Origin of the sequence: Campylobacter sp. BCW_6465 (assembly GCF_001762815.1) — a bacterium.
In the GTDB taxonomy this organism is placed as follows: Bacteria; Campylobacterota; Campylobacteria; order Campylobacterales; family Campylobacteraceae; genus Campylobacter_D; species Campylobacter_D jejuni.
This window is the reverse complement of sequence record NZ_MJXN01000017.1, coordinates 1-21,236: the sequence shown is the minus strand read 5'-3', so window position 1 is coordinate 21,236 and position 21,236 is coordinate 1. Positions and strand designations below refer to the sequence as shown.

The window sequence follows — 21,236 nt, the reverse complement described above, 5'->3', positions numbered from 1 at the left end:
AAGGACAAATTTCATGAAAAATCTTTTAATCATAGGCGCAGGTGGAGTAAGTCGTGTGGCTACTGTAAAATGCGCAATGAATTCTGATACTTTTAGCAAAATCACTTTAGCTAGTAGAACAAAAAGCAAATGTGATGAAATCGCTACTTTTATCAAAGAGCGTTTAGGGGTTCAAATTGAAACAGCGCAAATTGATGCTGATGATAGCAATGCGGTTGTAGAACTTATCAAGAAAATAGGAGCGCAAATTTTACTCAATGTTGCTTTGCCTTATCAAGATTTGAGTTTAATGGATGCTTGTATAAAAGCAGGGATTGATTATATAGATACGGCAAATTATGAACATCCTGATTTAGCTAAATTTGAATACAAAGAGCAATGGGCGAGAAATGATGAGTTTAAACAAGCAGGAATTTTAGGACTTTTAGGAAGTGGATTTGATCCTGGTGTAACTAATGTTTTTTGTGCTTATGCACAGCAAAATTTATTTGATGAAATTTCTTATATAGATATTTTAGATTGCAATGCGGGTGATCATGGCTATGCTTTTGCGACCAATTTCAACCCTGAAATCAATCTACGTGAGGTTTCTGCTAAAGGGCGTTATTGGGAAAATGGCAAGTGGATAGAAACAGAGCCTATGGAAATAAAAATGGAGTGGGATTATCCAGAAGTAGGTGTGAAAGATAGCTATTTGCTTTATCATGAAGAACTTGAAAGCTTGGTAAAAAATATCAAAGGTTTAAAAAGAATACGCTTTTTTATGACTTTTGGACAAAGTTATTTAACTCATATGAAATGCCTTGAAAATGTTGGAATGCTAGGGATTAAACCTGTGATGCACCAAAGAAAAGAAATCATTCCTATAGAATTTTTAAAAACCTTACTTCCTGATCCTGCAAGTTTGGGACCACGCACTAAAGGTTATACCAATATAGGTTGTGTGATTCGTGGTAAAAAAGATGGAAAAGACAAGCAAGTTTATATTTATAATGTTTGCAATCATGAAGAATGTTATAAAGAAACTGGTGCACAAGCTGTGAGCTATACTACAGGTGTTCCTGCTATGATAGGTACGAAATTAATCGCTAAAGGGATTTGGCAAGGAAAAGGCGTGTTTAATATGGAAGAATTTGACGCTAAGCCTTTTATGGAAGAGCTGAATTCTCAAGGACTTCCTTGGAAGATTATCGAAATGACTCCAAGCTTAGGAGAGTAAGTGCTAGAGCACTTACTTTTGTCCTATATAAATAAAGTGCTCCACACTGCCTTCAAAATTATATAGATTAATTAATTCATAATCTCCCCAAAATAAAGGTTTAAAAGGTTTAAAATCTTCTTTTAATTCTTCTATGTCTTTAGTAAAGCGTATATATGAAGAACCGCTCAATCTACCACTTGGACATCCTTTTACTTCACGTAAGCCATTATCCATAAGTTCTCCTCTTTCATACATACTATAGCCTTTATCACTCATCATAGTTGCAAATATAATAGCTCCTTCATTGCATAGTTCATAAAATTCTTGCACAGCTTCTTTAAAAGCTTGTTTTGTAAGATAATATAAGCTTTGATTTGCAAATATAAAATCCATTTTTGTATTGAAGAGTTTTTTAAAGCTAGAATTAGGAGATATGATGTGAAAATTTTTAGAATCTAAGCAAGGATCTTTTTCCCAAACTTTTTTTAAACTAGGAACTATATCAATGCCATAAGGCTCTATACCCCCCCCCAGTTATATTTTTAAAATACTTAGAATGCACTCCATTTCCGCAACCAAAATCAAGTAATTTTCCACTTGTTTTGCTTAGTTTGTATTTTAAGATTCTCTCGTAAAATCTTATAACATGACCATCAGGATATTGAAGTCCATAACCTTCTTTGTCATATTTTTGAGTATATGCAGATAAAGAATTATCCATTTTTTGCTCCTTTTCGTATAGAATTTTGACATTAAGCCAAAATTCATTCTAACACAAAAAGGATTAAAATTATTTTACAGGGTGAAGTTCATTTGCATAAAAACTAACTGATCCCATACCTTCTTTTAAAGCCCATTCATAAGCTTTTGCAACAAATTCCCAATTGATATGAGCATAGAATTTCTCTAAATAAGCAGGGCGTGCATTACGATGATCTACATAATAAGCATGTTCCCAAACATCTACAACAAGTAAAGGAACTTTATCTTCAGTAATCGGTGTAGCTGCGTTTGAAGTGCCTACAAATTCTAGCTTTTGATTTTTAGTATTATAAACTAACCAAAACCATCCTGAACCAAAAACTCCTGTAGCACCTTTGATGAATTCAGCTTTGAAATTTTCTAAAGATCCAAATTCTTTTTCTAGCGCCGCTTGTAAATTAGCATCTATACTTTGACATGAACCGCCACAACCACAGCCTGTACTTGGCTTAATGCAATCAAAATAAAAATCATGATTATAAACTTGAGCTGCGTTATTAAATACGCCCCCATTTGAAGTTTTGATAATACTTACAAGATCTTTACCTGCAAATTCAGTATCTTTGATAAGATTATTTAGATTTGTAACATAAGTATTGTGATGTTTTCCATGATGATAGCTAAAAGTTTCAGCACTCAAAAAATCACCAAAAGCATTGGTATCATAAGGTAATTTTCTTAATTCAAACATAATTTCTCCTTTATTTTTAGTTTGATATTGAAAATATTACCATAATAATATTAAAAAGAGTAAAAATATCTTAAAAGCTTAGTGGGTAAAATTTCTATTTATTTAATCTAAATAAAATAAGATATATTTATAATATATTTTAATAATAATTTAAATGTATATAAAAAATTATATTTTTTTGAAATATTTTTACAAAAAATATCTATTTGTTGGTTTTTAATAATTACAATTAATTTGCAACTAAAAATTATTCATAAGGAGGAAAATATGAAAAAAGTTGTACTAATCTCAGCATTACTAGGTGCTCTCGCAGCTAATGTTTTTGCAGCTAATACTCCAAGCGATGTGAATCAAACACATACAAAAGCTCATCATTCAAAAGCTAAAGCTGATAAAAAACATGAAGCTAAAACTCACAAAAAAACAAAAGAGCAAACACCAGCTCAATAATGCCCAGCCTTGATATAAGCCTATAATAGACTTATATCAAAAACTATTCGTATTCTACAAAATAAATTATTAATATTTATTAAATTTTAATAGAAAAATGAAAAAATAGTTATTTTAAAAGAAAAATTAAAAAGTGGTGACCCATACGAGACTCGAACTCGTGTTACCGCCGTGAAAGGGCGATGTCCTAACCGCTAGACGAATGGGCCACTTTTAAGGAGTAAAAAATAAAATTGAATTATATATATTTATTTCTTAAAATTTAATTAAATATATCAAAATTATGTGATTTTTATCTTTGTTTGATTATAATTTCATCTTCAATTTTTTATAAAATTTTAGGATTTATTATGGATTTTTATAGTCTTATTTTTTTATCCTGTGCTTTAGGAATGGATGCTTTTGCTGTATCACTATGCAAAGGTTTTAGTGTTAAAAAACTACATTTAAAACATTATTTTATTGTTGGAATTTATTTTGGTGGATTTCAAGCCTTGATGCCAACTATTGGTTATTTTATAGGCATAACTTTTGCATCTTTTATTGCAAGTATTGATCATTGGATAGCTTTTATTTTACTTTCTTTAATAGGATTAAAAATGATCAAAGAGTCATTGGAAAATGAAAATTGCGATAGTAATGCCAACCAATTTGGCTTTAAAACCATGCTAGCTTTAGCAATTGCTACGAGTATCGATGCACTAGCAGTTGGTGTGAGTTTTGCATTTTTAAATGTAAATTTATTATTAGCCATATTTTTAATAGGTATTATCACCTTCATTTTATGTATCATTGCTCTAAAAATAGGAAATAAATTTGGAATTTATCTTAAAAATAAAGCTGAACTTTTAGGCGGATTGGTTTTAATTATATTAGGAGTAAAAATTCTAGTAGAACATTTATTTTTCGATTGAAAATTTCATTCTTAAAGTAGCTAAAGCTTTATCAAATTCCAAGGCTTTACTTTGAAATTTTTTATTAAAAGTTCTTTGTCTTTTGGCAAGTTGCGTAGTATGTATCGTGATTAAATTTTCAAGCTCTTTAAAGGAAATTTCTCCATCTAAATATTCTTTACACTCTTTCAAACCTATAGAATTTAATGCTTTAAGCTTATGATCAAATTTAGAAAAAAGAATTTTTGCTTCATCTAAAAGTCCATTATCAAGCATTTCTTTTGTTCTAGTTTGAATACGTTTTTTTAAAATTTCTTTATCCCACTCAAGCTCATAAATTTCTATATCTTTAAGCACCCCAGTTTTTTGTGTTCTTTTTAAAAATTCACTAGGAATTTCTCTTGTTTGCTCATAAATACCCAGCCATTTTTTTAATCTATAAGTATCATTTTTTTCTATTTTATAGTTTGGATCAATATTTAATAAAAGAGCATAAATTTCATCATTATTTAAAGAACTCTTTGACTCTAAGGTTTTTTCACTCAAACCATCTATCATAGTTTTTAAATAAAATCCAGTTCCACCTACTATAATTAGAGGTAAATTTCTAGCTAAAGCAAATTCTTTTGCTTTTTGATATTCTCTTATGAATAGCTCAACATTAAAATGTTCATTCACACTCAATAAATTTACCCCAAAGTATTTTATACTCGCAAGATCATCTTGTGAAGGCTTGGCACTTGCTATATTAATTTCTTTATAAACACAAAGACTATCAAGACTTAAAACAACAGCATCAAATTCTCTTGCTAAAGTATTGGCTATGTATGTTTTTCCACTCGCGGTTGTTCCTATTAATGCTATTTCAAAAAACATTTTAATATTTATCCTAAAATTTATAAAAATTTTAGTAAAATCATAGCAAAAAATATTTTAAAGTAGAAAAATGAACACATTCTGGATAAAATTTAAAGATATTTTAGAACTTGTAGTATTTAAGCATTCTATTTTTGCTTTGCCTTTTTTATTTTCCTCTATGATTGTAGCATCAAAACTTGCAAATGACACTACTTGGTTTGGTTTTAAGGCATTGATTTTAGGCATTATTTGTGCGGTAAGTGCAAGAAATTTTGCCATGGCTACAAATCGTTTAATGGATGAAGATATAGATAAGGATAATCCTCGTTGTGCAAATCGTCCTAATGTCAGTGGAAAAATAGGTAGAAAAAGCGTATGGATTTTTATTATTATTAATGCACTTATTTTTATATTATGTTCTTATTTTATTAATACCTTGGCTTTTTATTTGTCTTTTCCTGTGCTTTTTGTATTGGCTATTTATTCAGCTTTTAAACGCTTTAGTTCTTTAGCGCATTTAGTTTTAGGATTTTGTTTAGGACTTGCGCCTATTGCAGGAAGCGTTATAATTATGGGTGAAATTCACATTTATAGCGTTATTTTATGTTTAGGTGTAACTTTTTGGACAGCTGGGTTTGATCTGCTTTATTCTTTACAAGATATGGAGTATGATAAAAAAATAGGACTTCACTCTATCCCTGCTAAATTTGGCTCAAAGGCCACTTTATTTATATCAGCTTTTTGCCATATTTTAGCGGTATTATTTTGGCTTCTTTTTGTGTGGGAAGTTTGGGGTGTAGCACTTGGAAAAATAGCACTTACTGGGGTAATTATAAGCGGTATTATTTTAGCCTTGGAACATAAAATTGTTCACAAGAATTTTGCTCATATTGATAGAGCATTTTTTACTCTCAATGGTTATTTAAGTATTATCTTTTTTATTTTTATTTGGATTGATTTATTATGGAATTAACACTTTTTAAAGCAGGATTTGAAGCTCATTTAGAATGTTGTAAAATAGAAAATAACCGTTTTCTTGGAGAATACCTAAAACTTGGAGCAATTTCTCAAATTTTAAAATGGAAAAAACTTGCTTTACGCATTGATTTTGACGAGGGTGAAAAAATTATTTTTGATCTTCTTTTAAGTCTAAAAGAAGATATTTTAAGGCTTGAAAATTCTTTAGATAAAAATAAAGAACTTATACCGCTTAAGCAAAAAGGGGTAGTAGAATCTTTGAATTTTGAATATCTAAATTTTTTGGATACTATTTTAGAAGAAGATAAAGAATATTATTTAAGATTTGATTTAAATAATCAAAAAATAGCTATTTTTATCAAAGCTCAAAGTCAAACATTGGCAAAAATTATCAAAATTAAGCCTGAAGACAAAATGGCTTTTGATGCTTTTGTTGTTGAAATTCAAAGAAATATGATAAGAAATAAGAAAGGCCAAGAATGAGTGATGATGTACTTTATTTAGTTTTTATAATTGTGCTTTTAATTGCAATGCTAGCCTATATGAATATCAAAGAAAGAGAAAATAATGCAAAAATAGCAAAACTTCAAAATGTGATAGAAGATATTACCAAAGAACTTCATTATTTTCGTAAAGAATTAGGAGTTAAAGATGATAGCGAAGAGGATGAAGACTATAAAACCTCTCTTTTAAAAGAAGAAATTATGATTGAACTTGATAAACAAATCAGTTCAAAAATCACTCCTGTTTTAAGAACACTAAAAACTATGGAACATATCATAGAAGATTTTCAAAATGAACAACAAAATCGTCTTTTAAATTTGGAACAAAAAGCACAAAGCATGGCTAAACTTACGCCAAATTACGATACAGAAGAACAAAAAATAGAAAATCTTTTCAAAGAAGGAAAAAGCATAGAACAAATCGCTAAAGATTTACGCATTGGCACTGGAAATGTAGAACTTGTCTTAAAATTTAAGAAATTAATAAAATAGAATGGAAAATAAATGCTTATAGATCAATTCGGTAGAAAGATAAATTATCTTAGAATTTCAGTTACACAAAGATGTAACTTTCGCTGCCTTTATTGTATGCCAAAAATTCCTTTCGATTATCAGCCAAAAGAAAATTTATTAAGCTTCGAAGAACTTTTTTTATTTGTTAAAGCAGCTATAGACGAAGGAATTGAAAAAATCCGTATAACAGGTGGGGAACCTTTATTAAGAAAAGATTTAAGTATTTTTATAAAAATGATTAGCGATTATAAAAGCGATATTGACCTTGCTATAACTACAAATGGATTTTTACTAAAAGACTTTGCTAAAGACCTAAAAAATGCTGGACTTAAACGACTTAATATTTCACTTGATACCCTAGATCACAAAAAAGCAAAAACTCTTGCGCAAAAAGATGTATTAGATAGTGTTTTATCTGGAATTGATGAAGCTTTAAATCTAGATTTGAAAGTAAAACTTAATACTGTAGCTCTTAAAAATTTAAACGATGATGAACTGATATCTCTTTTGGAATTTGCAAAATCAAAAAAAGCTCAAATTCGCTTTATAGAATTTATGGAAAATACTCATGCTTATGGTAAATTACAAGGATTAAAAAGAGATGAAATTATACAAATTTTGAGTCAAAAATATCAAATTCAACTTATAAAAAAAGATGAAAAAGCACCTGTAAGTATTTACAAGGCAGATGATTATGAATTTGGAATTATAGATCCTCATAGCCATGAATTTTGCGATTCTTGCAATCGCATACGCTTAAGTGCTGAAGGCTTGTTAATACCTTGCCTTTATTTTGATGAAGCATTAAGTATAAAAGAAGCAGTTCGAAAAGGTGATATTAAAGCCGCTGTAGAAATATTACAAGAAGTATTAAGAAATAAACCAGAAAAAAATAAATGGAGTGTTGTTGATAATAAAACCTCATCTCGTGCTTTTTATCAAACTGGAGGTTAATTTTGCAACTTGTTGAAAGTTTCTTAAGTATTCAAGGAGAAGGTAAATATAATGGAAAATTAGCTATTTTTATGCGTTTTGCTGGCTGTAATTTCAACTGTTTAGGTTTTAATGTAAAAATATCAAAAAACAATAAAACTCTCATCGGATGTGACACGATAAGAGCTGTTTTCACAAAAGATTTTAAAGAAAGTTATGAAACTTTAAATGCTAATGAACTTTTAAAAAGAGTGATAAAATTAAAACAAGACTTTAATCCTATAGTTGTTATCACGGGTGGAGAGCCATTAATCCATTATGAAAATCCTGAATTTATAGAATTTATCCAAATGTTATTAAAAAATAAATTCGAAATACACTTTGAAAGCAATGGAAGCATAGAAATTGATTTTGATAGATATCCTTTTTACAAAGAATGTATTTTTGCTTTAAGCGTTAAACTCCAAAATAGCGGGATAAAAAAAGATAAACGATTAAATTTTAAAGCTTTAAAAGCATTTAAAAATTACGCAAAAGATAGTTTTTATAAATTTGTCTTAGATGCCAATACCCTTGATAATTCATTTTTAGAAATCAATGAAATTCTAAAAGAAGCTCCAAATCAAATTTTTTGTATGCCTATGGGTGAAAATGAGCAAAATCTTAAAAAAAATGCTCAAAAAATTGCTGAATTTTGTATTAAGAATGGTTATAATTATTCTGATAGAATTCATATTCGTCTTTGGAACAATAAAGAGGGTGTATGATTATAAGAAAATTATTTGAATTTGAAAACGCACACATTGTTAGGTTTTGTTCTTCTAAGCGTTGCAAAAGTAGCATTCATGGACATTCTTACAAAGTTGAAGTTTTACTTGAAAGCAAATATTTAGATAATGCTGGAATGGTCTATGATTTTGGACTTTTAAAAACCTATATACGCCAAATTATTGATAGTTTTGATCATGCTATCACTCTTTTTAAATATGATGACGCAAAATATTTAGAAGAAATGAAAAAATATTCAAGTCGTTGGATTTGCCTGCCTGTTAATGTAAGTGCTGAAAATTTTTGTCGTGTATTTTTCATACTTATAGATGCTTTATTAAAACAAACAAAAATGGTAAATGGAGAACAAGGAGTGACTTTACAAAGCATCATTGTTCATGAAACAAGAACAGGCTACGCACAAGGTTTTAGAGAAGATGCCTATAGTGAGCTAATGCCAAAAATTTCACTTCAAGACATAGAATTTTCCAATGGCATTAAAGCAGAATGGAATGATATAGATTTTTATAACAAATTAAAAAATGAAGAAATTTTTATAAATCCAAAGGAGATTTAATGCAAAAAGCCAAAATTTTAATTGCCTTAAGTTTTTTTTTATTAGTTTTATCTGCCTGTTCTAATGATGAAAAAAATATTTCCAAGACTCAAAATACAGATCAAGAAGTAGTCCAAATAGAACAAAACGATGAAAAAACAGAATTAAGTGACTCCAACCTGCCTTTACCTGTAGATGATGAAGCACAAAGTTCAGATGATGAACATGAAGCCAATCCTACTATTATCAACTCTTTATATAAACAAAAATGTGCCACTTGTCATGGAGAAAAAGGGGAATTAAAACCTAAAAACAGCACAGCCATTAAAACCTTGGGCAATAAAATTTTTATACAAAAAATAAAAACGATAAAAGATAAAAACCATAGTTTTTTAAGTGATGAACAAATTCAAAATTTAGCTGATTTTATAAACAAAGGAAAATAATGGATCAAAGTTACGAATTCTTTTTAGCTTTACATCTTTATAGTCTTTATGCGAGCGGTTTTTTAATGCTTTTTTATCTTATACTAACACAAGGAAATTTTAAAACCGAATTCATTTTTATTCGCAGAATACGATTATTTTTACCAATTTATTATTTATTTTTAGCTTTGATTATTTTTACAGGTTGTTTGTTATCAGCAATGAAACAATTTCAAATGAATGTCAATATCTGGGTAATGATTTTTTCTTGGATCTTAATTTTTGCCTTAGCAATTTTTCACTTTGTTTGTTTCAAAAAAGCAAGAAGATTTAGAAAATATGCCACTTTTAGATGGATTAGTTGTTTGATTTTACCTTTTGAAATTTTTTTATTGTTTTTGCCTTTTTTAATAGAAAGATATCTATAAAATGCAATTTTTGTATAACAAGCAAGCTGGAGAAGAGTTTATACAACTTCAAGGAGAAAATTTTAATCATTTAAAAGTAAGAAGAGTAAAGGAAAATTCGGAGCTAAATCTTAGAAATTTACAAGATAATTTTCTTTACAACTATACAATCACAAATTTAACAAGAAATTCTTGCACTTTAAAATTGTTAAACAAAAAATCACAAAATATAAAACAAAGTGAATTAAACTTAGCCTTAGCCATTATAGATATTAAAATTTTAGAAAAAACTCTACCTTTCTTAAATGAACTTGGAGTAAAAAAGTTACATTTGGTTTTTACAAATTTTTCACAAAGAAATTTTAAAATCGATTTAGAAAGATTTGAAAAAATCATTATTTCTTCTTGTGAACAATGCGGTAGAAATACTAAAATGGATTTAATTATCCATCAAAGCACTCAAGAATTTGTTCAAAAATTTCCAAATGCAATTATGGTTGATTTTCAAGGAGAACAACAAAGTCATTTCGATGAAAAAGAATTGTATTTTATAGGCCCTGAAGGTGGATTTAGCAATGATGAGAGATTGTTGTTTAACCGGAAAACCTCTCTTAAAAGCTCTAATATTCTAAAAAGTCAAACAGCTATTATAGCTATAGCTTCAAAAATTTTGCTTTAAATTTTCTTAAATTAATCTCTTTTTTATGTTAAATAATTTATAATCACGGCTTATTGTTTTAATTTTTAAGGAAAACTAATGAAAAAAGAAATTCACCCAGAATATGTAGAATGCAAAGTAAGTTGTGCTTGTGGAAATACTTTTACAACAAAGTCAAACAAAGCAGAATTAAAAGTAGATATTTGTTCAAACTGCCATCCTTTTTTTACAGGTAGTGAAAAAATTGTAGATGCTGCAGGTCGTGTAGAGAAATTTAAGAAAAAATACGCAATGCAATAATTATGCTTTATTTTATTCCTACTCCCATAGGAAATTTAAGCGATATTTCTTTTAGAGCCTTAGAACTTTTAAAGACTTGCAATCTTGTATTTTGCGAAGATACGAGAGTAAGTAAGTCTTTGATTTCATTATTAAATGCAAAATTTCACACTGATATACATATTTCTAAATTTATAGCCTTACACTCCCATAATGAAAAAGAGGTTTTAGCAAGTATTGATTTAAAAATATTTGAAAAAAATGTAGCTTATTTAAGCGATGCAGGAATGCCAGGGATTAGTGACCCTGGCAAGGCTTTGGTAGAATTTGCACAAGAAAATAATATCGCCTATGAAATTTTACCAGGTGCAAATGCAGCCTTAGTTGCTCTTGTAAGCTCGGCATTTTGTCAAAAAGAATTTATCTTTATCGGTTTTTTAGCCAATAAAGGCAAAGAAAGACAAAAAGATATAGAAAAAATTTTAAACTTTCCTTATCCAAGTATTATTTACGAATCCCCCAAGCGTATTTTATCTTTGATAGAACAAATTATGATTCTAGACAGCCAAAGAGAAATTTTTTTGATTAAAGAAATCAGTAAAAAATTTGAAAATAAATTTAAAGGCAATGCCAAAGAGCTTTTTGAAATTTTAAAAAAGTCTAATTTAAACGGCGAATGGGTTGTAGTACTGCAATCAAAAGAACAAAATTTTTTGCAAAATACTCTTTGTGAAAAAGATATTATGGATTTAGAGCTGCCTTTAAAAGCAAAAGCAAAATTATTATCAAAGTTCAATGGAAAAAATGCAAAAGAAATTTATCAAAAACTGCTTTTAAGTCAAGATTAGGTAAAATTTTAATATGATAGTTTATGGGAAGCAAATATTTTTTTATATTTTGGAATATCATAAAGACTGTATCAATAAGCTTTATTTAGCAAAAGAATGTGACAAAGCTACTTTTTCAAAAATCGCAAAATCAGGTTTTAAAATCAAAAAACTTGATTTTAAAACTGCTCAAGCTTATGCGAAAGGTGGAAATCATCAAGGTTTTTTGCTAGATATTAAAGAAAGTTCTTTTGCAAATTTAAATGAGATTAAAAAAAATGATTTTATTGTTATGCTTTATGGAATTAGCGATGTAGGAAATATAGGGGCTATCACGCGTACAGCTTATGCTTTAGGGGTTGGGGCTTTAATTTTTATTGGTGAAAAATTAGCCATGGAAGGAGTAATTCGCACAAGCAGCGGAGCGGCTCTTGATTTACCTATTGTGATAAGCAACGATGCTTTAAGTGTAATAAATGAACTAAAACAAGTGGGTTTTTATTTTTATGCGAGCGATGGCTCGGGAAAAGAAATTCACAGTGTAAAAATAAGCAATGGTAAAAAAGTTTTAGTTTTGGGTAGTGAGGGTTTTGGTTTAAGCTCTAAAATTGTAAAAAAATGCGATGAATGTGTGGGCATTGCGATGAAAAATAATTTTGATAGTCTTAATGTCAGCGCTGCTTTTGCAATACTTTGTGATAGGATGTTAAATGCTTAATTGGAAAAAAATACAAGAATTAAATTTAAAAGAAGTTGCAGCAAAAACGCAAATTGAACTTGATTTTCTTGAAGCTTTAGCAGAAAAGAATTTTGCTGTTTTAAGTCGTTTTAATGTTAAAGGTTTTGTTAAAATTTTAAGCAGAGAATACGAACTCGACTTTAGTGATTTTAATGAAGAGTATGAAGCTTATCTTAACGAAAACAATCCTACTCCACAAACAAAATCAAAAATGATAACCCCAAAACTAGATGCTTATAGTCAAAAATCCTCTAATGCTTGGCCTTTTTTGATTGTTCTTATTGTTTTAGTGATTATAGGAAGTGGAATTTATTATTTTGATACACTTAAAACTTTTTTCAAAGATGAACAAAATAATACTAGCACAACAGTTATAGATATCATAGGACAAGCACAAGAAAATTTAAAATCTTTAGGTGGAAATAATGTTGTTGTTATAGACAACAATAAAGCACAAGAAACAAATCAAACAGAGAGCGTTTTACCAAGCCAAAACATCTCGTTACAAGAAAATGATAAAAACATAAGCATAGAAAATAATATCAGTGAAAATAACACAACCTTACTCGATGAAGAAAAAAATACCCAAATCCAAGAAGACATAAATACACCAAAAACTAATTCTTTAAAAGAAGCACATTTTAAAACCTCTACCAAGATTTGGATAGGTTTGATAGATTTAAAAAGCCTTAAAAAAACAAGCTTTGTTAAAGAAAAAGATTTTAATATTTCTTTAGATAAAGATCAGTTAATTTTAACAGGAGCTGCAGCTTTAACAATATTTGATCAAGAAAATAAAGAACAAAAATTTCCTGCAGGAATTTCAAAACGTTTCTTGATTAAAGACGGAAAAATTACAAGTATTTCAGCTGCTGAATTTGCAAAATTAAATAAAGGTAAAGAATGGTAAAAAAAATTATTATTCTTACTCTTTATGTTAATATATCTTTTGCAATCTCAAGTCTTGATTTGGCAAAAAATTTAATAAACAATCCTAGTAAAAATTCTCAACTAGAATTATTATTTTCAAATAATTCTTACATAGATAATAATAGAAATTGTGATATTGCAAAAATATCTCAAATATTAAAAACCAACTCTTTAATTACCTTAACACTATCAAATCCTCAAAGTCTAAGACTAAATTTTAAAGCAAAAGCTGATGAAGTTATGTTTTTTAAAATTTTATCCGATGTTTTAACAGATGCCGGATATATATATTTTATCCCTACAGATTTGATTTTAAGAGAAGGAAATATTGACTATACCATACAAGTAGAATCTCAATATGTTTTAGATCCTGGAACGCTTTACAATCTCTTAAAAGAAAATTCTGTCTATATAAATAATATTAAGCGTATTGGGGCATATGATTATGAATATGATTTAAATTTTTCCAATGCTGTATTAAAAACCAATACAAATGTTAATTTAAATACTCCAAAATCATTAGAAAAACCCCTTAAAGACTATGTGCTTGATTTAAAAAATGCTACAAATTTGATTATTGATGCAAATGATTTAGACAATTGGTTTCCTAAAATCTTCTTTTTAGATAAAAATCTAAATCTAATTAAAGCAGTAAAAAGTGAAAATAAAAATAATCATTTTTCAGAACTTATTCCAAATGGTGCTATATATGCTATTGTAAGCGATATGTATAGTTTAGATAATATACGCAGGGGTTTAAAAATCACACTTAAAAAATAAAGGATTAAGAAATGTTTGATGAAATCCGTTTTAATACCATAGAAAGACTTCCAAATTATGTTTTCGCAGAAGTAAATGCGATAAAAATGGCAGCAAGACGTGCTGGAGAGGATATCATCGACTTTTCAATGGGAAATCCCGATGGTAAAACTCCACAACACATTATAGATAAACTTTGTGAAAGTGCTAACAAAGATAAAACCTCGGGATATTCTACATCCATGGGGATTTATAAACTTCGCTTAGCAATTTGTAATTGGTATAAAAGAAAATATAATGTCAATCTAGATCCTGAAAATGAAGTTGTAGCTACCATGGGTTCAAAAGAGGGTTTTGTAAATCTTGCAAGAGCGATTATAAATCCTGGAGATGTTGCTATTGTGCCAACTCCTGCTTATCCTATACATACTCAAGCTTTTATTATAGCAGGAGGCAATGTAGCAAAAATGCCTTTAGCTTATAATGAAAAATTTGAGCTTGATGAAAATCAATTTTTTGAAAATTTACATAAAACTTTAAATGAAAGCATCCCGCGTCCAAAATATGTCGTTGTTAATTTCCCGCATAATCCAACAACAGTAACTTGTGAGAAAAGTTTTTATGAAAGATTGATAGCAACGGCAAAAAAAGAAAGATTTTATATTATTTCAGATATTGCATATGCAGATTTAACTTATGATGACTATAAAACTCCTTCTATTTTGGAAATTGAAGGTGCAAAAGATGTAGCGGTAGAAACTTACACTCTTTCAAAATCTTACAATATGGCAGGCTGGCGTGTAGGTTTTGTAGTAGGAAATAAACGCTTAGTCAGTGCGCTTAAAAAAATAAAATCTTGGTTTGATTATGGTATGTATACGCCTATTCAAGTATCAGCTACCATAGCTTTAGATGGAGATCAAACTTGTGTGGATGAAATCCGTGCAACTTATGATAAAAGAATGCACATTTTACTTGAAGCTTTTGAAAACGCAGGCTGGAAACTTCAAAAACCAAGAGCAAGTATGTTTGTTTGGGCAAAACTCCCTGAAAGCAAAAGACATTTAAAAAGTTTAGAATTTTCAAAGCAACTTTTACAACGTGCTAGTGTTGCAGTAAGTCCTGGGGTAGGTTTTGGCGAAGCAGGTGATGAGTATGTAAGAATTGCTTTAATTGAAAATGAAAATCGCATACGCCAAGCTGCACGCAATATCAAAAAATATTTAAAAGAGTAAGTTATGAAAGTAGCAATTCTTGGTTATGGCACTGTTGGAAGTGCAGTGGTTAAATTTCTTTTAGAAAACAATAAACTTATTCGTGCGAGATGTGGGCAAAGCATAACTCCTGTGATCGCTCTTGCTAGAAGTCCTAAAAAAAACGCTTTAATTCCAATTACTCATAGCGTTGAAGAAATTTTAAATGCTGATGTAGATGTTTTTGTAGAGTTAATGGGTGGAGTGGATGAAGCTTTTAAAATAGTGAGTGAAATTTTAAAAAAGAAAAAAGCTGTTGTTACTGCAAATAAAGCTATGCTTGCTTATCATCGTTATGAACTTGAAAATTTGGCTAAAAATTTAGCCTTTGGTTATGAAGCAAGTGTGGCTGGGGGAATTCCTATTATAAAGGTTTTAAAAGAAGGTTTAAGTGCAAATAATATTTTGGCTATAAAAGGGATTTTAAATGGTACGAGTAATTATATTTTAAGTTCTATGAGTCAAAAAAATATGAGTTTTAAACAAGCCTTACAAATAGCTCAAAATTTAGGCTATGCAGAAGCTGATCCAACTTTTGACATAGAAGGACAAGATGCAGCTCATAAACTGCTTGTTTTATCAAGTATCGCTTATAATCTTAAAGCTAAACCTGAAGATATTTTGATCGAGGGTATTAGCGAAATTGCGCCTGAAGACATGTATTTTGCTAATGAGTTTGAATTTACCATAAAACTTTTAGGTATAGCCAAGGTGCGTGAAGATAAAGTAGAATTAAGAGTGCATCCTACTATGATAGATAAAGAAAAAATGCTTGCAAAAGTCGATGGAGTGATGAATGCTATAAGTATTAATGGAGATTTGTTGGGTGAAAGTTTGTATTATGGAGCAGGAGCAGGAGGAGAGGCCACTGCAAGTGCTGTGATTTCAGATCTTATGGATATAGCAAGAGATCAGGTAAAAGCACCAATGCTTGGTTTTGTGAATACTTTAGAATACGAGCTTTTAAGCAAAGATGAAATTTATACAAAATATTATTTAAGGGTGAAAGTTGAAGATAAAATAGGGGTTTTATCTAAAATCACACAATTGATGAGTGAAAATAATATTTCTATCGATAGTTTTTTACAAAAACCTAAAAAAAATGATGAAAATTACAGCACTTTATTTTTTACTACGCATTTAACTTATGAAAAAAGCATACAAAATTTGCTTGAAATTTTGCGCAAACAAGATTTTATAAAAACCAAGCCTTTTATGATGCGTATAGAATAATGGGTGTAAAAGCTTATTTAGATGGAATTTTAGGTGAAGATAAGGCTTGTAAATTTTTAAAAAAACAAGGCTTTGAAATTTTAAAAAGAAATTTCCATTCTAAATTTGGAGAAATCGATATAATAGCCAAAAAAGATGAAATTTTACATTTTATAGAGGTTAAATTTACTCAAAATGATTATGAAGTTTCTGAGCGTTTGGATAGAAAAAAACTTGAAAAAATTTTAAAAACTATAGAATTTTATCATCTTAAAAATGGAATTTCATCGGATTTTCAGATTGATCTGATTTGCATTAAAAATGATGTGATACAATTTTGCGAAAATATAAGTTTTTAAGCTGATATTTAAAAAAATAAAATACAATTAGACAAAAATTAAAGAAAGGAAAAATTATGGGAAAATATATTGAATTAACAAGTGATAATTTTGCTCAAGCAAAAGAAGGTGTAGCTTTAGTTGATTTTTGGGCTCCATGGTGCGGACCTTGTAGAATGCTTGCTCCAGTTATTGATGAACTTGCAAACGACTTTGATGGTAAAGCTAAAATTTGCAAAGTAAACACAGATGAACAAGGTGATTTAGCAGCTGAATTTGGTGTTCGCTCTATTCCTACGCTTATTTTCTTTAAAAATGGTGAAGTTGTAGATCAACTCGTTGGTGCACAATCTAAACAAGCAATTAGTGATAAACTAAACTCTTTACTATAAACTAAAGGCTAGTATAACTAGCCTTCTTCTTAAAAATTTCAAATTTATACTAAATAATAATTTTTATTAACTACTATTAAGAATAATTTTTATATCATTATTAATAATAAAATTCAATATAAAGGAAATGTAAATGTTAGATGTAGCAATCATAGGTGGAGGTCCTGCTGGACTTAGTGCCGGACTTTATGCAACTAGAGGTGGTCTTAAGAATGTAGTAATGTTTGAAAAAGGTATGCCTGGCGGACAAATTACCTCAAGTTCTGAAATAGAAAATTATCCAGGTGTAGCCCAAGTTATGGATGGAATTTCTTTTATGGCTCCTTGGAATGAACAATGTATGCGCTTTGGTTTAAAACATGAAATGGTTGGAGTAGAACAAATTTTAAAAAATAGTGATGGAAGTTTTACCATCAAATTAGAAGGTGGTAAAACAGAACTTACTAAAGCTGTGATAGTTTGTACAGGTTCAGCTCCAAAAAGAGCAGGTTTTAAAGGCGAAGATGAATTTTTTGGAAAAGGTGTAAGCACTTGTGCAACTTGTGATGGATTTTTTTATAAAAATAAAGAAGTTGCAGTTTTAGGTGGTGGAGATACGGCTTTAGAAGAAGCTTTGTATCTAGCAAATATTTGTTCTAAGGTTTATCTTATCCACCGCAGAGATGAGTTTAGAGCAGCTCCATCTACAGTAGAAAAAGTTAAGAAAAATGAAAAAATAGAACTCATTACTAGTGCAAGTGTAGATGAAGTATATGGTGATAAAATGGGTGTTACTGGTATAAAAGTAAAATTAAAAGATGGTAGTATTAGAGATTTAAATGTTCCAGGAATTTTTACTTTTGTTGGTCTTAATGTAAGAAATGAAATTTTAAAACAAGACGATGGTAAGTTTTTATGCAATATGGAAGAAGGTGGGCAAGTAAGTGTTGATCTTAAAATGCAAACTAGTGTTGCTGGACTTTTTGCCGCAGGAGATCTTAGAAAAGATGCACCTAAGCAAGTGATTTGTGCTGCAGGTGATGGAGCTGTAGCTGCATTAAGTGCTATGGCTTATATAGAAAGCTTGCATTAAGATTTTATAAAGTTGCTAAAAGCAACTTTATTTTTATTTAGCTTCCTATCACTCCACCATCAAGTTTTCTTATCATCATTACACTCGATCTTGGCGTTTTTCCATAAGGAAAAGTACTACCTTTTAAACCTTCTCCTGGATGTTGTATGCCTACAAACATTGTAGTATAATCCTCACTAAAAGCAATCCCTGTTAATTCACAAGCAATAGGTCCTGTTAAAAAGCGTCTGATTTCCCATGCCTTCGTATTCATCTTTATTAGAATAAGATCCATCTATTTGTATCCAAAGTCTTCCATCTCTATCAAATTTAAGTCCATCAGGAGAATTAAATTTATTTTCACTTGTAATATTATTTGAGCCTTTATATAAGCCTTGTTGGTTATCAGGATTTCCAGCAAGAGCAAAAATTTCCCAAGTAAAATCATCGTCTTTATGAGAATTTCTTGGCATCCATTTTAAAATTTGTCCATAAACATTTTTAGTTCTTGGATTTGCTGCATTAGGTTTTTGGCGATTTTTGTTGTTCGTTAGTGTTGCAAATACCTCTTTAGAACCACTTTGTCTATAGCTTGCTATCCATTCACATCTATCCATGGGAGTTGCACCTACAATGCTTGCGGCAAGACGCGTATTGATGAGTACTTGAGCTTGAGACTTAAAACCATTTTTTTCATCTAGGTCGTTTTTGCCATATTCTAAGGCTATCCATTTTCTCTGTCCTTTAAAATCTCCCACATTGCCGTTAAACTGTCCTACATACAAAGTGCCTTCATCTAAAATTTTACTTGTATCAGCACCTTTTTTGTATTTATGTTTGCTAACAAATTTATAAATAAATTCATTCATCTCATCATCACCCATATAAACTATAACAGAACCATCTTTTTCTACGATAATTTCTGCATTTTCATGTTTAAAACGCCCTAAAGAAGTTCTTTTAACAGGTGTGCTTTTTGCATCAAAAGGATTGATTTCCACTATCCAACCAAAACGATTGGCTTCATCGATATTTTTAGCTCAATCGAATCTTTCATCAAATTTTTCCCATCCATAAAGACTAGTTTTGTTAAATCCATAGCGCTTAAAGGCATCATTAAATTCTAGATTTTCATCTGAACTTCCAAAAAAATCGTCAAAATTTTCTTCACAGGTGATATAAGCTCCCTAAGGTATTTGTCCATTTGCATAATTTGCAAAAGTTCCATGAATAAATTTTTCATTTTTTAAAACTTCTTTTTTAGCTGCTCACTTACTTGCATTTTAGTGTTTACATCGATTCTGTGGTTATACTTAGAGTCTAAAAACAGTCCAATCATCATCTTTTTTTCGATTTCTAAGATACTCACACCCACACTAGCTTGCTCATATAAAAAAATATCTTCTTTGCTTAATTTTTACCATGATGATTAAATATGATTTCAGGATTTATATATTCATTATTAACGGCTAAAATTCCTCTGTTTTTTGAAAGTGGAAAAAATTCATACCATCATCATTATCTCCAAAAAACCAAATGAGCATTTTTAACCGCATTCATATCGATGATTTTATTTTTATCATAAGGTTTTGCTTTGCTAAAAAGTGGATCATCTCAAGAAATTAAAACCCTTGCTTCATAACCTTGTGGTGCTATAACTTTATCTTGTGTGCTTGCATCAACAACTTTAAAACCTAGAAAATCCTTATCCTTAAGCATAGCAGCACTTAAATTTGAACTTAAAAAAAAAGCCACCACAGAACCTAAAGCTGAACCTTTTAAAAACAATATTCTTTCCATTTATTTTTACTCCATTTAAAATTTAAAACAATGTCTTGAAATCAAAAGTGTTTCAAATTGGCAGAATTTATGTAAGAGTAAAAATCAAATTTTAAATCAATAAGTAAATTTAGAGATAACTAGCTTTTTAGCTAGTCATCTAAGATTAAAACCTCTTCTTCTTAACATCTTCTAAGATATTATTAGCTATATCACTTACTGTACTAGAAATAATAGCTGATTCATTAGCAATTTCAACATTATCTTTAGTAGTTTGATCAATTTGTGCTACGCTATCATTGATTTGAGTAATACCTGCAGTTTGTTCTTTAATACTTTCTGCCATATCATTGATAGATTGAACAAGTAAATTAGTATTAGCTTCTATTTCAGATAAAGACTTTTGAGTTCTCTCAGCTAGCTTTCTAACTTCATCAGCCACAACAGCAAAGCCTCTACCATGTTCTCCAGCACGAGCCGCTTCAATAGCTGCATTTAAAGCTAAAAGATTGATTTGATCTGCAATATCACCTATGATACCTGTAACATTTTTAATCTCTTCAGATTGAGTGATAACATCACTAGTTTTAACTGAAACATTTTGCATAGAAGAAGTGATCTCTTCTAAAGCTGCTGCAGTTTCTTCTAAAGATTGAGCTTGAGAATTTGAAGAAGTGGTTAAGCTTTGAACAGCAGTTTGTAATTTTCCACTTTCATTAGCTAAAGCATTAGCAAAGTCTGAACTTTGTTTTAGCATTTTAACTATTTCATCACCTAAAGCATTAGTAGTTAATTCAACACTTCCTGAAGCATTAGAGATTTTATTTCTAAAATCTAAGCTTTTGTATTCTTCAAATATTTTATGAATAACATTCATATCAGAACCTACTCTAGCTTGTAAAACATCAAGAAGTTTATTTAGAACATTTTTAAGTTCAATAAGTTGTGGGTTTCTTGGATTAGCAGTAATTCTTGCTGTTAAATTACCACCTTCTACAACTGATACGGTTTGAACTGATTCTTTAACAGCTTGATTGTCTTGTTCTAAACCTTTTTTAGTAGCAAGGATGTTTTCGTTGAT

Annotated in this window: 27 protein-coding genes, 1 tRNA gene and 2 pseudogenes; 23 read left to right on the top strand and 7 right to left on the bottom strand. The window is 29.5% G+C overall.

The window, feature by feature from the left end; all coding sequences use genetic code 11:
- Window positions 1–13: 13 nt before the first annotated feature.
- Window positions 14–1,219: a saccharopine dehydrogenase family protein gene (locus tag AJ886_RS01600; protein WP_070287044.1), complete on the top strand. Its 1,206-nt coding sequence runs from the start codon at window positions 14–16 to the stop codon at window positions 1,217–1,219.
- 12 nt (window positions 1,220–1,231) lie between these two features.
- Here the strand turns inward: AJ886_RS01600 and AJ886_RS10710 are convergent, their stop codons facing one another.
- The 3 genes from AJ886_RS10710 to sodB form a co-directional block, all read right to left on the bottom strand.
- Window positions 1,232–1,594 carry a hypothetical protein gene (locus tag AJ886_RS10710; protein WP_002870694.1) on the bottom strand — a complete coding sequence of 121 codons (363 nt, stop codon included), beginning with the start codon at window positions 1,592–1,594 and terminating at the stop codon, window positions 1,232–1,234.
- Window positions 1,595–1,703: 109 nt separating this feature from the next.
- On the bottom strand, window positions 1,704–1,922 hold the full coding sequence (locus tag AJ886_RS10705; protein WP_002857297.1) for a hypothetical protein: 219 nt from the start codon (window positions 1,920–1,922) through the stop codon (window positions 1,704–1,706).
- Window positions 1,923–1,991: 69 nt separating this feature from the next.
- Window positions 1,992–2,654: a superoxide dismutase [Fe] gene (gene sodB / locus AJ886_RS01585; RefSeq protein WP_002851662.1), complete on the bottom strand. Its 663-nt coding sequence runs from the start codon at window positions 2,652–2,654 to the stop codon at window positions 1,992–1,994.
- A 267-nt stretch (window positions 2,655–2,921) separates the two neighbouring features.
- On the opposite strand from sodB, the gene AJ886_RS01580 reads away from it, so the two are divergent.
- Window positions 2,922–3,104 carry a hypothetical protein gene (locus AJ886_RS01580; RefSeq protein WP_070239765.1) on the top strand — a complete coding sequence of 61 codons (183 nt, stop codon included), beginning with the start codon at window positions 2,922–2,924 and terminating at the stop codon, window positions 3,102–3,104.
- A 134-nt stretch (window positions 3,105–3,238) separates the two neighbouring features.
- Here the strand turns inward: AJ886_RS01580 and AJ886_RS01575 are convergent.
- Window positions 3,239–3,313, bottom strand: a tRNA-Glu gene (locus tag AJ886_RS01575).
- 141 nt (window positions 3,314–3,454) lie between these two features.
- On the opposite strand from AJ886_RS01575, the gene AJ886_RS01570 reads away from it, so the two are divergent.
- Window positions 3,455–4,018 carry a manganese efflux pump MntP family protein gene (locus tag AJ886_RS01570; RefSeq protein ID WP_070277570.1) on the top strand — a complete coding sequence of 188 codons (564 nt, stop codon included), beginning with the start codon at window positions 3,455–3,457 and terminating at the stop codon, window positions 4,016–4,018.
- Here AJ886_RS01570 and miaA read toward each other — a convergent pair.
- Entirely contained in the window at window positions 4,004–4,873 is an 870-nt protein-coding gene (gene miaA, locus AJ886_RS01565) for a tRNA (adenosine(37)-N6)-dimethylallyltransferase MiaA (RefSeq protein ID WP_070276472.1), read from the bottom strand. The genes AJ886_RS01570 and miaA overlap by 15 nt on opposite strands.
- Window positions 4,874–4,943: 70 nt before the next feature.
- Between miaA and mqnP the strand changes: the two genes are divergently transcribed.
- The 19 genes from mqnP (at window position 4,944) to trxB (ending at window position 18,397) form a co-directional block, all read left to right on the top strand.
- Window positions 4,944–5,828: a menaquinone biosynthesis prenyltransferase MqnP gene (gene mqnP / locus AJ886_RS01560; protein WP_070277571.1), complete on the top strand. Its 885-nt coding sequence runs from the start codon at window positions 4,944–4,946 to the stop codon at window positions 5,826–5,828.
- Entirely contained in the window at window positions 5,819–6,316 is a 498-nt protein-coding gene (locus AJ886_RS01555) for a hypothetical protein (RefSeq protein WP_002860983.1), read from the top strand. The genes mqnP and AJ886_RS01555 overlap by 10 nt, the downstream gene beginning before the upstream one ends.
- Window positions 6,313–6,828, top strand: coding sequence for a DUF6115 domain-containing protein (locus tag AJ886_RS01550; protein WP_002851715.1), 516 nt, complete (start codon window positions 6,313–6,315; stop codon window positions 6,826–6,828). Before AJ886_RS01555 ends, AJ886_RS01550 begins: the two co-directional genes overlap by 4 nt.
- Window positions 6,829–6,840: 12 nt before the next feature.
- Window positions 6,841–7,803 (top strand): GTP 3',8-cyclase MoaA, encoded by a 963-nt coding sequence (gene moaA / locus AJ886_RS01545; protein ID WP_044779785.1) that lies wholly within the window; start codon window positions 6,841–6,843, stop codon window positions 7,801–7,803.
- Window positions 7,804–7,805: 2 nt separating this feature from the next.
- Window positions 7,806–8,549 carry a 7-carboxy-7-deazaguanine synthase QueE gene (locus AJ886_RS01540; protein ID WP_070277572.1) on the top strand — a complete coding sequence of 248 codons (744 nt, stop codon included), beginning with the start codon at window positions 7,806–7,808 and terminating at the stop codon, window positions 8,547–8,549.
- Window positions 8,546–9,127, top strand: coding sequence for a 6-pyruvoyl trahydropterin synthase family protein (locus AJ886_RS01535; protein ID WP_002858675.1), 582 nt, complete (start codon window positions 8,546–8,548; stop codon window positions 9,125–9,127). Before AJ886_RS01540 ends, AJ886_RS01535 begins: the two co-directional genes overlap by 4 nt.
- Window positions 9,127–9,552 (top strand): c-type cytochrome, encoded by a 426-nt coding sequence (locus AJ886_RS01530; RefSeq protein ID WP_002860979.1) that lies wholly within the window; start codon window positions 9,127–9,129, stop codon window positions 9,550–9,552. Before AJ886_RS01535 ends, AJ886_RS01530 begins: the two co-directional genes overlap by 1 nt.
- Window positions 9,552–9,959 carry a membrane protein gene (locus AJ886_RS01525; protein ID WP_002851635.1) on the top strand — a complete coding sequence of 136 codons (408 nt, stop codon included), beginning with the start codon at window positions 9,552–9,554 and terminating at the stop codon, window positions 9,957–9,959. The genes AJ886_RS01530 and AJ886_RS01525 overlap by 1 nt, the downstream gene beginning before the upstream one ends.
- A 1-nt stretch (window position 9,960) precedes the next feature.
- Window positions 9,961–10,617, top strand: coding sequence for a 16S rRNA (uracil(1498)-N(3))-methyltransferase (locus AJ886_RS01520; RefSeq protein ID WP_044794468.1), 657 nt, complete (start codon window positions 9,961–9,963; stop codon window positions 10,615–10,617).
- A gap of 78 nt (window positions 10,618–10,695) precedes the next feature.
- Window positions 10,696–10,896: a 50S ribosomal protein L31 gene (gene rpmE / locus AJ886_RS01515; protein WP_002860977.1), complete on the top strand. Its 201-nt coding sequence runs from the start codon at window positions 10,696–10,698 to the stop codon at window positions 10,894–10,896.
- 2 nt (window positions 10,897–10,898) lie between these two features.
- Window positions 10,899–11,723: a 16S rRNA (cytidine(1402)-2'-O)-methyltransferase gene (gene rsmI, locus AJ886_RS01510; protein WP_044779787.1), complete on the top strand. Its 825-nt coding sequence runs from the start codon at window positions 10,899–10,901 to the stop codon at window positions 11,721–11,723.
- Window positions 11,724–11,736: 13 nt separating this feature from the next.
- Complete coding sequence (rlmB, locus tag AJ886_RS01505) at window positions 11,737–12,420, top strand: 23S rRNA (guanosine(2251)-2'-O)-methyltransferase RlmB (RefSeq protein ID WP_002860975.1); 684 nt, start codon at window positions 11,737–11,739, stop codon at window positions 12,418–12,420.
- Window positions 12,413–13,351 carry a hypothetical protein gene (locus AJ886_RS01500; RefSeq protein WP_070233488.1) on the top strand — a complete coding sequence of 313 codons (939 nt, stop codon included), beginning with the start codon at window positions 12,413–12,415 and terminating at the stop codon, window positions 13,349–13,351. The genes rlmB and AJ886_RS01500 overlap by 8 nt, the downstream gene beginning before the upstream one ends.
- Window positions 13,345–14,151, top strand: a complete 807-nt coding sequence (locus AJ886_RS01495) for a hypothetical protein (protein WP_070287043.1) — start codon at window positions 13,345–13,347, stop codon at window positions 14,149–14,151. The genes AJ886_RS01500 and AJ886_RS01495 overlap by 7 nt, the downstream gene beginning before the upstream one ends.
- Window positions 14,152–14,162: 11 nt before the next feature.
- Complete coding sequence (locus AJ886_RS01490; protein WP_070233490.1) at window positions 14,163–15,365, top strand: LL-diaminopimelate aminotransferase; 1,203 nt, start codon at window positions 14,163–14,165, stop codon at window positions 15,363–15,365.
- 3 nt (window positions 15,366–15,368) lie between these two features.
- Window positions 15,369–16,616 carry a homoserine dehydrogenase gene (locus tag AJ886_RS01485; protein WP_044778705.1) on the top strand — a complete coding sequence of 416 codons (1,248 nt, stop codon included), beginning with the start codon at window positions 15,369–15,371 and terminating at the stop codon, window positions 16,614–16,616.
- A complete protein-coding gene (locus AJ886_RS01480; RefSeq protein ID WP_002851874.1) occupies window positions 16,616–16,954 on the top strand; it encodes a YraN family protein in 339 nt (112 codons plus the stop codon). The genes AJ886_RS01485 and AJ886_RS01480 overlap by 1 nt, the downstream gene beginning before the upstream one ends.
- A gap of 56 nt (window positions 16,955–17,010) precedes the next feature.
- The gene (gene trxA / locus AJ886_RS01475) at window positions 17,011–17,325 is read left to right on the top strand and encodes a thioredoxin (protein WP_002778629.1); all 315 of its coding nucleotides are present in this window, start codon (window positions 17,011–17,013) and stop codon (window positions 17,323–17,325) included.
- Window positions 17,326–17,458: 133 nt separating this feature from the next.
- Window positions 17,459–18,397: a thioredoxin-disulfide reductase gene (gene trxB, locus AJ886_RS01470; RefSeq protein WP_070233491.1), complete on the top strand. Its 939-nt coding sequence runs from the start codon at window positions 17,459–17,461 to the stop codon at window positions 18,395–18,397.
- A gap of 37 nt (window positions 18,398–18,434) precedes the next feature.
- Here trxB and AJ886_RS01465 read toward each other — a convergent pair.
- Window positions 18,435–20,176 (bottom strand): annotated as a pseudogene (locus AJ886_RS01465) (PhoX family protein).
- A gap of 19 nt (window positions 20,177–20,195) precedes the next feature.
- On the opposite strand from AJ886_RS01465, the pseudogene AJ886_RS10985 reads away from it, so the two are divergent.
- Window positions 20,196–20,279 (top strand): annotated as a pseudogene (locus AJ886_RS10985) (hypothetical protein); the annotation flags it as partial.
- Window positions 20,280–20,321: 42 nt separating this feature from the next.
- On the opposite strand, the gene AJ886_RS01460 reads toward AJ886_RS10985, so the two are convergent.
- Window positions 20,322–21,236 (bottom strand): methyl-accepting chemotaxis protein (locus tag AJ886_RS01460; protein WP_002934477.1); only part of this gene is annotated, 915 nt, incomplete at its 5' end.